Below are 12,976 nucleotides of genomic sequence, written 5' to 3' on the forward strand. Positions count from 1 at the left end.
ACGCCGTGCCTGTCCTTACAATGCTCTGACCAAGAATAGCCTTGATGGTATCGCGATTGACGGTTTCGTCTGTCTCAAGTTTATTTATAAGCTGTTCAATCTGGGTCCGGTGCTTGACTATGATTTCCCGGCCCCGATCTTCTGCTTCTCGCAGAAGTTTCGATACAGCTTCGTCAACCTTGCTTGACATGTCTTCGCTAAAGCGACGGGGCTGGGCTATTTCTCTCCCAAGGAATGGATGCTCTTCGCTTTGGCGTACGTCGATTGGACCAATTTCTTCAGACATCCCCCACCTGGACACCATGGCCCGGGCAAGTTGAGTGGCGGTTTTGATATCGTCATCTGCCCCTGAACTGACACTCCCCAAGAATATTTTCTCAGCGCATCGGCCGGCCAAGGAAACGGCCAGGCGATCATGTAAATATTCTTCTGACAAGGTGTTGCGTTCTTCTGTTGGCAGCAAATGGGTTCCGCCCAAAGATCGGCCGCGCGGAATTATGGTAACTTTGTATAGCGGATCAGCGTTGGGCAGAAAATTGGCGACAGCCGTATGGCCTGCTTCATGTACAGCGAGGCGATGATGCTCGTCTGGTTGAATGGCGAGAGTGCGAACTGTCCCCATAATGATTTTGTCTCTCATTTCATCAAAATGATGCATGGAAACTTCGCTCGTACCCTCCCGAGCGGCTGCAATAGCCGCCTCATTTACCAGATTCTTGAGATCAGCTCCTGAAAATCCAGGGCAGCTAGCTGCAACCGTATTCAGGTCCACGTCTTTGGCTATGGGCACATTGCGAATATGCACTTTCAGAATAGCTTTGCGGGCAGCTTTATCCGGGAGTTCCAGTGTGACGTGACGGTCAAATCGACCGGGGCGAAGCAGAGCAGGGTCCAATACATCTGGCCTGTTAGTTGCTGCCAGTACAATGACGGTTTCATGCCCGGTAAATCCGTCCATTTCGGACAAGATCTGGTTCAGGGTTTGCTCCCGCTCGTCATTTCCTCCGCCCAGGCCGGTGCCGCGAACTCGTCCGACGGCATCCAGCTCGTCAATAAAGATGATGCTGGGCGCTCGCTTTTTTGCCTCATCAAACATTTTGCGAACACGGGAGGCGCCAACACCAACAAACATTTCGATAAATTCTGAAGCGGATATATTAAAAAAATTAACGCCAGCTTCTCCTGCAAGCGCTCGCGCGAGCAAGGTTTTACCTGTTCCGGGTGGTCCGACAAGAAGAACACCATGAGGAGTTTCCGCGCCGAGGTTCTCATAGGTTTTGGGATGTTTCAGGAAATCAACTAATTCAGCAACCTCCTGTTTCGCGGATTCCTGTCCCGCGACATCATCAAAGGTCACCAGACGGCCGACTTTTTCCTCCTGTTTTGCCGAACCAACAAGAAAATCTCCTGAATTCCGGCCGCCAAACCGGTCCATCAGGTTGCCTTGCATGCGCCGCATGATAAAGAAATATATGCCAATGAATATAATCCAGGGCAGGAGGGACAGCAGCCAGCTATTTCTACTTTCTGACGGTAAATTCCAGATTACGACATCATGTTGATTAAGCAGCGGTATTAACTCGGTGTCACCGCCTGCAGGGAGAACCGTGGAAACAACATTCGTCGCTGCGCCCTTATCACCAAAAATCATAGCTTTCTTAAGCTCGGCTTTTGCATCCTCCCCTTCTAAGATAACCTCTTTTATCGACCCGTCGGAAATCAACTGCTTGAACTCACTATAGGCGATCGTTGTTTTTGAAGATTGATTGGCTAACTGAGTCGACATCAGTATCATTGACGTAAACACCGCGATGGAAACAATCCAGATCCAACTGGGTATCTTTTTCATGAACATCTCCGATCCACCGATTTGTGAATTGTTGGATTATGTCAGACGGCGTTTATGTGATCAAACGGCATCGCATCGAAACAATGGAAAGCAATTTTGGTAAATATAGATGGTAAATCATAAAAACGTCCGGGACGCATTGATTTAACTCAATACCGCGTCAATCTTCATCTCGCCGAAGCCAGTGTTGCCCTAAAACGAGCTAGGCCGAAAGCGAAAAAGGCAACTCCAATCGCTGTGGTCGCCAGCAGTTGAGGCCAAACAATCTCAATCCCCGCGCCACGATACAGAACCGCCTGTGCGAATTTGATGAAATGTGTGGAAGGCAAAACCTGTACCGTATTTTGCAGTGCCTCCGGCATACTCTCCAACGGTGTGATCCCTCCGGACAACAGGTTCATTACAACGAAAACCGGGATAGAAAGCAATCCGAACTGAGGCATCGTCGTCGCCACCGTTGAAAGCGTAATACCCATGGCGGTTACGGCAAACAGATACACAGCCGAACCGAGCGCAAAGAGCGCGATCGAACCGACGATGGGTACGCCGAGTAGCCCCTGCACGATAAATTGCAGTGAAAGTACTGCCGCCAGGACAATCACTAACCCATTTGCCCAGATCTTGGCCAACATGATTTCGCTGGAGGTAACCGGCATCACCAACAAGTGCTCAAGGGTTCCATGTTCGCGCTCACGGATCACGGCGGCACCGCTCAGGATAATCGCGAGGATTGTCAGGTTATTGATGATCTGCATCACGGCCATGAACCAGGAGGAGTGGAGGTTTGGATTATATTTTGCTCGCACCCGCAAATCGACTGGCAAAACCACGGCGCCGCTGGATCGGCTAACAAATTTCAGCAGTTCGGCGTTGACGATGCTGGAAATATAAGTCGCCCCGTTGCCGGCAATCGTCATCGCGGTTGCGTCAACATTAAGCTGGATTTCAGGAATACGCCCGGCCAATACATCCGACTCAAAACCAGGGGGGATATCCAGCACAAAAGTATATCGACCCGCGTCCATACCCGGATCGACCGCGCTCAAATCGATCACCACCGGTGTTTTAAAGTAAGGCGGTAGAAATGCTCCCGTGATCTGTCCCGACAATTCCGACCGATCCTCATCTACAACAGCGATAGACGCATTGTGCAATTCGGTCTGTACTCCGTGAGCGACGGTGTAGATGGCAAATGTGAAGGTGTAAAAGATCAGCCCCATCAGCACCGGGTCGCGCAGAAGGCTGAATATTTCCTTGACGCCCAGCCGATAGATGTTGGCAATCCAGCGCATTGTTCAGGCCTCCTGCTTACGTAAGAATACGGTTGCGATCGTCCAGAAGAGGACACAAAATCCGGCAAGGATCAGATGATTGGGAAGCAATATCGCTAAATCGAGACCTTTGTTGAAGACTCCGGCGCTAATCTGCTGAAAATAGAGTGCCGGAAAAGCCTGACCGATGAGCCTCGCGCCGCCTTCCAGGGTGGAGACCGGATACATCATTCCCGAAAAATTGACGGTTGGGATCATAACAATAATTGCCGTCGCAAAAATCGCGGCGATTTGCGAGCGGACAAATGTCGATACGACGAGGCCGAATGCGGTGGCCGCCGTCGTGAAGAATAGCGCCCCCAATACCAATGCCAGAAAGCTGCCCGGCATTCCAATGCCAAACATTGTGAGCATCAGCACAACAAGGCTAGCGAAGCTGACCATCGCAACGCCAATATAGGGCAGTTGCTTGCCTAGCAGGAATTCGATTTTATGGACTGGGGCCGCATAAAGATTGACGATTGAACCCATTTCCTTCTCACGCACTACGCCAAGTGCTGTCAGCATGGCCGGGATCATGATTAACTGCATCATCAGTACGCCGGGGGGGATTGCATATTGCGAGCGGAATGCCTGATTGTAGCGGAATCGGGGCTCAACAATAGCAGGGTAGAAGCCGGGTATCTCACCGGTTTCCCGAATTGACAAATCGCCCAAATGGGCAAACAGCGCGCCTTGTAGATATCCGCGCCCCGTTTCTGCACGCGTCGTATTCGACCCGTCAAGCCAAGCGCCAATTTCTGGTATTCGGCCCGCTAAGAGGTCTCGGCCATAGTTGGGGGGAATGACTATCGCGAGAGAGATGTCACCGGCTTTCATGCGGCGATCCAGTTCGGCGAAATCAGTTATCGGAGGTCGTTCATCGAAATAACGCGAACTCGCGATTGAATCGAGAAGCATCCGGCTTTCGCGGGACTGGTCCTGATCTAACGTTGAATATGTTAAGTTCTCGACATCGAAAGTGATGCCGTATCCCATTGCCAGCATCAAGACGATTGGGCCAAACAGCGCAAAAACCAGACGAATTGGATCGCGCAGAATTTCCATGGTCTCACGCCGGGCGAATGCCCAAATACGAGAAGGGGACACCCATCCGATTTTGGGGGCGCTCGGGCCCGTCGCTGTAGGGAGGTCGAGTACTTCGTTGGGGGCGCTGTCTTCAGCGCCAGCCTCCTTCAAATAAGCGATAAACGCCTCTTCGAGCGTCGCCGCACCGCGCTGCTGACGCAATGCATCGGGGGTTCCCTGAGCCAGAACCTTACCTGCGTGCATCAACGAGATACGGTCGCACCGTTCAGCTTCGTTCATGAAATGGGTGGAGATGAAGATCGTCACTCCGTCCTTACGCGACAGCTCAATCAACAAAGCCCAGAAAGCATCGCGGGCTATTGGATCAACGCCGGAAGTTGGTTCGTCAAGGATCAGCAACTCGGGCTTATGCAGAACCGCCACGGCCAATTGGAGGCGCTGACGTACGCCCAGCGGGAGGCTTTCGGGCATAGCATCCGCCACCTCGCCTAAATCAAATCGTGTAATCAGTTCATCGACACGCGCATTGCGGTTTGCGCTGGGCAGGTGGAACAAATCAGCGTGCAGCGCCAGATTGCGCCTTACCGATAATTCCGAATAAAGAGAAAAGGATTGCGACATGTACCCAACGCGCCGCCGCGTGGCCAAGCCATCGGTGCCGATGGGTTTCCCGAACAGCTTCGCATCGCCTTCGGACGCCGTCAGAAGGCCGGTCAGGATCTTCATGGTCGTGGTCTTGCCGCAGCCATTTGATCCGAGAAAACCAAAAATCTCGCCGGGCTCAATGCGGAAGCTTACGTGGTCGACGGCGGTGAAGTCTCCAAAACGCATGGTCAGCCCGTCAGCCTCGATAGCAAGGGGGCCATCCTGAATTTTGCGCGAAGGCAGCGTGATGTCCTGATGAGCCTGCCTATCTTCATCAGGTAATAGAGCAATAAACGCGGCTTCGAGAGTGTCGGTGCCAGCCTGTGACATCAACTCTACCGGCGTTCCGATAGCAAGGATGCGGCCCGCATTAATGGCAATCAGATGTTCAAACCGCTCGGCCTCTGACATATAGGCCGTTGCGGTAATGACGCTCATGCCGGGACGCCGCGCACGAATGCGGTCGATCAGTTGCCAGAACTGCTGGCGCGAAAGAGGATCAACACCGGTCGTCGGTTCATCGAGGATCAGTAGGTCGGGATCGTGTATAAGGGCACAACAGAGCGAAAGCTTTTGCTTCATCCCTCCGGAAAGCTTGCCTGCCGGGCGATCCATGAAGGGAACGAGTCCTGTGCTTTTCAGCAGATCGGCGATGCGCGCGGCGCGTTCCTGCGCCGATTGGCCATAAAGGCGGCCAAAAAAATCTATATTTTCAATGACCGAAAGTGTCGGATATAGGTTTCGCCCAAGTCCCTGCGGCATGTAGGCGATGCGCCGGCAAATTCCATCACGATGCTGCCGGTCTCCCATTGAGCCGCCGAGCACTTCGACCGTCCCGCTTTGTAGCCGGCGCACACCCGCAATTAGCCCCAAAAAGGTGGACTTTCCGACACCGTCGGGTCCGATAAAGCCAACCATTTGGCCCGTGGGAATTGCAACCGACACATCCTTAAGCGCGGCAGTCTCCCCGTAGCGATGAGTTACGCTGGTGAGGGTGGCGACCATTTCGGAAGCCGGTCTTGTCATGGCAGTTTAACTGTCAGCGTTTCCGGCCATTCCGCTTCTGGTGAGACGCGCACAATGGCAACTCCCGGGACGCCGGTTTTCACAACCTCCTGATACTTCCTGAGAACTTCTACTGGTATTTGTAATTTGACGCGAAATGTCAATTTCGCGCGTTCACTTTCAGTCTCTACATACTTTGGAGTGAACTGCGCCTCTGAGGCGACGAATTCAACAGACGCCGGGATCACGTATTGTGGCGCGGCATCGAGGATCAGTCGAGCTTCGGCTCCAAAGCGGAGCCTGCCCGCATCATCAGTGGGCAGATAGACATCCATATAAACGTCTGTCAGATCAAGGAGGGTGATTATCTTTCCTCCCGCGGCTAGAACCTCTCCGGGCTGGGCCAAGCGATATTGCACGCGCCCGTCCCTTGGTGCGATCAAGGTATAGTCAGCGAGATTGGCCTTCAGGGCTGCGACTTTTGCCTCCGACGCTTCTATTGCGGCCTTGGCAGAAGCAATTTGCGCGCGCGCGGTATTTAGTGCCGCAATCGCGGTGATCTCCTGTGAACGTCGCTGATCCAGCGTCTGCCCGGTTGCATATCCCTGCTTGATAAGAGTCTCTGTGCGTTTTAACTCAGCTTGGGCGAGGGTCACTTCACCCTCGCGCTGAGCGACCAATGCCTTTGCCTGTGCTAGCTCCTGCTCGACCTGACGGGCCGCCGCTTCAGCGGCGCGGATATCTGCTTCCAGTTCGGTGGAGTCAATTCGGGCGACAACATCACCGCGCGCGACCATTTGCCCTTCATCAGCCAAAACTTCGGCAATCCGTCCTCCAAATTTGAGAGCAACGTCGACTCGCTCTGCCTCAATCCGCCCATTGGCGCGGACGAGACCATCAGGTAGATCGCTTTGCCGCTGCTGCCACCAGTAAAAGGCTCCTATAGCAACGGCGACAACGAAGACACCGCTCATTAGGAAGGTTCTCAATTTCATTGTCACGCGGCTCCCTTCACGACGCAGAAAATCATTTTTGCCTCGATCATTAGCGCCTCATATGCAAATTTCTGAATACTTCTATACTATGTTGACGCTGGATCAGCATTGATCGTGGTCAAAGCGGCCTTGGCAGAAAAGGTGGTAGAAAATTGGGCGAGATCAATGCGTTTCATTGTAAATATTTTCATTATTAGCCAATTGCCGGGCTGAAAATCCGATGGACCAAATGAAAGAAAATAGCAGTGACTGATAATCCGTATGACGTGCTGGGTGTGAAATCAGAGGCGACCAACAAGGAAATAAAATCAGCCTATCGACGACTTGCCAAGGAATTACATCCTGATCTTCATCCGGGCGATGCAGATGCCGAGGAAAAGTTCAAGGCAGTTTCTAGTGCATATGGGGTGCTGGGCGATCCGGAGAAACGAGCCCGTTTTGATAAAGGGGAGATAGACGCTACCGGTGCGGAGAAGCCGCAGCAACAGTATTATCGCGATTATGGAAATACTGGCCCCGAACATCCTTATTATAGCGCAGATGGATTTCAGGACTTTGGTGACGAAAATGATCTTTTTTCCGAACTGTTTCGTCATGCTCGTGCTCAATCTTCCGGTCCTGGTAGAGGCGGCGGCCCACAACGTGGCTCGGACGCGCAATATCACCTGAAAGTAGAATTTCTGGATGCTGTTCGCGGCGCGAAACAGCGCATAACGTTACCAAATGGCTCCAACATTGATGTCAAGATCCCGACCGGTATTAAAGATGGCCAGAAAATCCGTCTTAAAGGAAAGGGGCATCCTGGCTTCAATAACGGGCCAAACGGGGATGCATATGTCAGGGTTCAGGTAATGCCACACAATCTTTTCAAGCGGCAGGGGCAGGATATCCTGCTGACAGTGCCGATCACGCTTGATGAAGCCGTTTTGGGAGGCAAGATTACCGTACCTACAATAAACGGAAAAGTGACGATGACAATTCCGCCCGGAACAAATACTGGTCAAACATTAAGACTAAAAGGTAAGGGTGTGAATAAAGGAGATCAGCGCGTGACACTGGAAGTTGCTCTTCCAGAAGAGATCGACGATGAATTGAAGGCATTTATGCGAGACTGGCAGAAATCTCATGCTTATTCGGTGCGTCAGGAGCTTGAAGGAGTGGGAACATGATCTCGGAGAAAGAAGTCACACGACGTATAGAGGGCCTGACAATAAGGCGGCTGCGGACCTGGGTTTCCCGGGGATGGGTTGAACCAGCATTGGCTGAGGGCAATATCAGATTTCGAGAAGTCGACATTGCTCGTATCGAACTCATTCGTCAGCTAAAATCCGACATGGATATTAATAATGCCGCAGTTCCCATTGTACTATCCCTGCTTGATCAGCTTCATGGCGTCCGTTTTGAGCTGCGATCTCTCGCACAGGCGGTTGAAAGCCAGCATAGGGACGTGCAAGCCGCAATTCTGAGTGCTCATGACATTCGGAAAAGAAAAGACACGGATGATGGTTGATGTTGTTGGAAAAAGCGAGGAAACGCTCAACCGCAAGATATGACTGCACACCCAACCTGCTGCCGGATCGTGAATCTCGTGTATTTCAGGCGGCGTCTAAAGGTGGCAAAGTCTCCTTGTAATGGCAATTGCAACCGTTGTTTTATCTAGAGTTTCTATTCATCGACCGCGAAAGGCTAGACGCAATTGTTTCTCGGTTTCTATGACGGCGAATAGAGCAACACCCACGCCGACTATGAGTAAACCATCGAATACAGGCACGGCCTCGGTGGCAAATACATGTTGCAACGGAGGTAAATAGGTAATGGCGAACTGGGCGACTGTAACGATGAAAACCGTTGTCCATATGACTTTTGTGCCCTGCACCGCCTTCCATGTGAGTGACGTCCCATAAATATTTCGAATGAAAAAGAGGTGGAATATTTCCATTACCACCAACGTATTGACGGCCATTGTACGGGCAAGTTCTATTGAGTAGCCTCGATCTATTGCATAGCTATAGATACCGAATACTCCGCATATAAATAAGATAGAAACCAACACTATATGCCACGCCAGTTCTCCAGTCAGAAGCGGCTGATTTCGCGGGCGAGGCTGTCGGCGCATGGTGTCCGTCTCTGTGGGTTCAAATGCCAGGGCAATGCCCAGCGTGACGGCAGTGACCAAATTGATCCAGAGAATCTGGACAGGGGTGATCGGTAAGGTCATGCCAAAAAGAAGTGCAACAATAATCGTCATGGCTTCGCCACTGCTCGTTGGCAATAACCAGCTAATGACCTTCTTGATGTTGTCATATACCGTGCGTCCCTCACGTACAGCAGTGACGATTGTTGCAAAGTTGTCATCGGCAAGAACCAGCTCTGCCGCTTCCTTGGCAGCCTCGCTGCCTTTCATGCCCATGGCGATGCCCGCATCGGCGCGCTTGAGAGCGGGAGCGTCATTTACCCCATCCCCTGTCATGGCAACAGTCATGCCATGTGCCTGGAGAGTTGTTACCAGCCTGAGTTTGTGTTCAGGGCTTGTGCGGGCGAATACGTCGGTTTCCAGAACCGCTGCTGCCAGTTCAGCATCATTCATGTTATTAAGATCGGCTCCGGTTAGCACTATGTCCGGGTTTTGTAAGCCGACCTGTCTGGCGATGGCAGCGGCTGTCCCTTTGTGGTCACCGGTTATCATTTTTACCCGAATTCCTGCACTATGGCATTCCGCTACGGCCCGAACCGCCTCCGGGCGCGGCGGATCGATCAGCCCGACCAGGCCAATCAGCGTCAACACCCCTTCAACATCGGTAAACTCAAGGACTGTATGTTCCGGGGGCACTGTGCGAATAGCAAAAGCCAGAGCGCGCTGTCCCTGGGCGGTAATCCTCTCGATTTGATCGTGCCAATATTGTTTGTTAAGCGGTTCGGTATCGCCAGAGACGGTAAGCTGCTCACGACACATAGAAATGATCTGTTCCGGCGCACCTTTCACGGAAACAAACGCATGGTCATTATGATCATGATTTAGCGTTGCCATAAAGCGGTGTTTGGCATCGAAGGGGATGCTGTCGGTCCGTGTCCATGTGGCCTGCTCTTGGCGAATATCCATGCCGATTTTGCCGGATAACGTCAGCAATGCGCCTTCCATCGGATCGCCTTCAGCAGTCCAAATTCCATCACGTTCATGCAGTGTCGCATTATTGCACAACACTGCTGAACGGCCAATCTCTTCAAGGATCGCATGTTCACGCGAAGAAACTTCCTGATTGTTTAGCTTGATAGCTCCATTCGGTTCGTATCCGGCACCTTCCAGGGAAAATATATGCGTCTGGGTCGCAACCGAGGTGACCATCATTTCGTTGCGGGTGAGGGTGCCCGTCTTGTCAGTGCAGATGACTGATACTGAGCCCAGCGTTTCGATTGCGGGTAAACGCCGAACGATTGCGCTGCGCCGGGCCATGGCCTGTACACCGACCGCAAGTGTGATGGTCAGAACGGCGGGTAATCCTTCGGGAATAGCGGCGACTGAAAGTCCAACTACAGCCATGAATAATTCCGAGAATTCAAAATGCTCAACGAAATACCCAAAAGTCAGCAGCATGGCAGCAAGCAGCAGAATCATAATGGTTAACCATTGGGCGAACAGGTTCATTTGCTTCAGCAAGGGCGTCGTCAGCATTTCAACATCTGAAAGCATCCCACTAATGCGTCCGATCTCTGTATCGGCGCCTGTTGCAATCACAACGCCTTTGCCCGTGCCGCTGGTCACCATTGTACCGCTGAAGGCCATACAGGTTCGATCTCCAAGCGTGGCGCTGGGTGCAACCGGAGAGGTATGCTTCTCAGTTGGAACAGATTCGCCAGTGAGTATCGCCTCCTGAATCTGAAGTCCACGGGCATGAATGAGACGCAAATCGGCGGGCACCTTGTCTCCCGCCTCCATCAACACGATGTCTCCTGGAACTAAATCAATGCCGTCTATGCTTCGACGCTGCCCGTCACGTAAGACGGATGCGTGGGGTGCCAGCATATGGCGGATGGCATCCATTGCCTTTTCCGCCTTGCCCTCTTGAATGAATCCAATCGCTGCATTTGCCACGACGACGGCTAGAATGAAAAATGTATCTACCAAGTGATCCAGAGCCGCGGTGATAACAGCCGATCCCAAAAGGACATATATGAGGATGTTGTGGAAGTGCAGCAGAAACCGGAAAATTGCACTTCGTCGTGCCGGGTCCGGCAAGCGGTTCGGGCCATGTGTTTTCAGCCGGGCTCTCGCTGCGGTCTCGGCTAGACCATCATCCGTTGTTTTCAAAGACTCAAGGACAGCATCCGCAGCAAATTGGTGTGCCTTCCTGAATACTTCTATTTTCGTATCCTGATTCATTGTCATGTTGCCGCGTTTGATCGGCCCTGAGCGAACGCATTTCGACAATCAGCAATCCTCTTCCGTTAGCCAAAAAATGTTGCAGAAAGCTCTGAGAAGGCTGCGCTATCAAACTTTATTTTCTACACAATTGAAAAGCTTCCTGAGCATCGGAAGTAAATTTCGGTTTCGATCACCGAGCGCTTCGTTCAAGGGGTGATTGCAATCTTCAGCACGCCGTCGCGCTGATGCCCAAATAGATCATATGCTTCTTCAATCTGATCGAGTTTAAACCGGTGGGTGACCAATGGCCGGGTATCAACCCTGCTCGATGCGACCACGCTCATCAGACGGCGCATGCGTTCCTTGCCGCCGGGACACAGGCTGGTGACGATAGTATTGTCGCCAAGCCCTGCCGAGAAAGCGTCGAGAGGGATCTTCAGGTCGCTCGAATAGACGCCGAGCGATGACAACGTTCCGCCCGGCCGCAGTGAACGCAGAGCCCATTCAAAGGTTTGCTGACGACCGAGGGCCTCGATCGCGACATCAACGCCGCGCCCATCTGTAAGACGGCGAATTTCCTCTACCGGATCAGCCTTCTTAAAATCGATTACTTGATCCGCACCCATCTGCCGCGACATCTTCATCCGCTCCGGCACAGATTCCACCGTTATGATGTTGGTGGCACCCATCAGCTTGGCCCCGGCCGTCGCACAAAGGCCAATAGGGCCTTGTGCAAAGACAGCCACAGAGTCGCCAATACGAATACGCCCACTTTCGGCCCCGGCAAAGCCGGTAGACAGGATGTCGGGACACATCAGCACTTGCTCGTCGGTTAGATCATCCGGCACAGGTGCCAGGTTGGCCATTGCGTCGGGCACCAGAAGATACTCGGCCTGGGAGCCGTCGATGGTATTGCCAAACTTCCAGCCGCCCATGGCTTGCCAACCGTGCTCGGTGCCACTGCCGTCCTGCGAGTGATAGCCACAAAGACAGGCAGTAGATGTACCGGAGGGTGTAATTGCACCAGCAATGACCCGTTGGCCTTCTCTAAATCCGGTCACTTGCGAGCCGAGTTTTTCGATGATGCCGACTGGCTCGTGGCCAATCGTCAACCCTTTGGCAACCGGGTATTCACCTTTTAGAATATGAATGTCGGTGCCGCAAATCGTCGTGGTGGTGATACGGATCAGGGCATCGAGCGGCCCAGGATCGGGAATTGGCTTTTCGTCCAATACGATCCGTCCTGACTCGACAAAGATTGCAACTTTCATTTTGGCCATCACATGTCTCCTCAAGTTAAGGTACTCTTGCGACTGCTTCCAGAAATTTCAATTGCTTCAATTTTTTTGGTTCTGCTGCTCACCGGCTTTAGCGACGCTCGGAGCCTCTTGCTGACTCATGGCCTTTTGGCCAAGTTCGGCCATTTCGGATAGCTCACGCTGATAATCTTCAAATGTGTTGCTGAAGAAATCCAAATAGGTTGCATTCATTTCCATCGGATTGGAGCATTTAGCGAACTGCTGAATCAACTCAGCATCTTTCTTGAGGCGTTTCGTCAGAAAGGTTGTCCAGTGTTGGTTCATCTCCAGCAAATTCGCGGCTGGGCTACTGCTGGATGAGGAGGTCCCATTCAACGCCGGTATAAACGCGCGTAACATGGCAGTCGGGTCAAAACCTGAAAGCTCCGGAATCTGCGGTGAGTTACTAGCATCTTGCGAATTTTTAGTCATGTCCATTTCCTTTGAGTGTACGGATCGTACTT

General features: G+C 52.2%; 9 protein-coding genes. 2 read left to right on the forward strand and 7 right to left on the reverse strand.

Features of this window, described 5'->3' with window-relative positions; all coding sequences use genetic code 11:
• The 4 genes from ftsH to P1U71_RS12935 form a co-directional block, all read right to left on the reverse strand.
• Positions 1-1,849: ATP-dependent zinc metalloprotease FtsH (ftsH, locus tag P1U71_RS12920; protein WP_301106023.1), on the reverse strand; the 1,849-nt coding region annotated here is incomplete at its 3' end.
• A gap of 167 nt (positions 1,850-2,016) precedes the next feature.
• Entirely contained in the window at positions 2,017-3,141 is a 1,125-nt protein-coding gene (locus tag P1U71_RS12925; RefSeq protein ID WP_301106024.1) for an ABC transporter permease, read from the reverse strand.
• Positions 3,142-3,144: 3 nt separating this feature from the next.
• Positions 3,145-5,880 (reverse strand): ribosome-associated ATPase/putative transporter RbbA, encoded by a 2,736-nt coding sequence (gene rbbA / locus P1U71_RS12930; protein ID WP_367281190.1) that lies wholly within the window; start codon positions 5,878-5,880, stop codon positions 3,145-3,147.
• Entirely contained in the window at positions 5,877-6,854 is a 978-nt protein-coding gene (locus P1U71_RS12935; RefSeq protein WP_301106026.1) for an HlyD family efflux transporter periplasmic adaptor subunit, read from the reverse strand. The genes rbbA and P1U71_RS12935 overlap by 4 nt, the downstream gene beginning before the upstream one ends.
• A gap of 245 nt (positions 6,855-7,099) precedes the next feature.
• Between P1U71_RS12935 and P1U71_RS12940 the strand changes: the two genes are divergently transcribed.
• Together P1U71_RS12940 and P1U71_RS12945 are read left to right on the forward strand one after the other, a co-directional pair.
• Positions 7,100-8,023, forward strand: a complete 924-nt coding sequence (locus tag P1U71_RS12940; protein WP_301106027.1) for a DnaJ C-terminal domain-containing protein — start codon at positions 7,100-7,102, stop codon at positions 8,021-8,023.
• Entirely contained in the window at positions 8,020-8,364 is a 345-nt protein-coding gene (locus P1U71_RS12945) for a chaperone modulator CbpM (protein WP_301106028.1), read from the forward strand. Before P1U71_RS12940 ends, P1U71_RS12945 begins: the two co-directional genes overlap by 4 nt.
• A 159-nt stretch (positions 8,365-8,523) precedes the next feature.
• Here P1U71_RS12945 and P1U71_RS12950 read toward each other — a convergent pair whose 3' ends face one another.
• The 3 genes from P1U71_RS12950 to P1U71_RS12960 all read right to left on the reverse strand — a co-directional run bounded on the left by P1U71_RS12950 (position 8,524) and on the right by P1U71_RS12960 (position 12,944).
• On the reverse strand, positions 8,524-11,238 hold the full coding sequence (locus P1U71_RS12950; RefSeq protein ID WP_367281191.1) for a cation-transporting P-type ATPase: 2,715 nt from the start codon (positions 11,236-11,238) through the stop codon (positions 8,524-8,526).
• 182 nt (positions 11,239-11,420) lie between these two features.
• A complete protein-coding gene (locus P1U71_RS12955) occupies positions 11,421-12,494 on the reverse strand; it encodes an NAD(P)-dependent alcohol dehydrogenase (protein WP_301106030.1) in 1,074 nt (357 codons plus the stop codon).
• Positions 12,495-12,551: 57 nt separating this feature from the next.
• On the reverse strand, positions 12,552-12,944 hold the full coding sequence (locus P1U71_RS12960; RefSeq protein WP_301106031.1) for a hypothetical protein: 393 nt from the start codon (positions 12,942-12,944) through the stop codon (positions 12,552-12,554).
• Positions 12,945-12,976 lie beyond the last annotated feature (32 nt).

Origin of the sequence: Sneathiella sp. (assembly GCF_029233945.1) — a bacterium.
Taxonomy (GTDB): domain Bacteria; phylum Pseudomonadota; class Alphaproteobacteria; order Sneathiellales; family Sneathiellaceae; genus Sneathiella.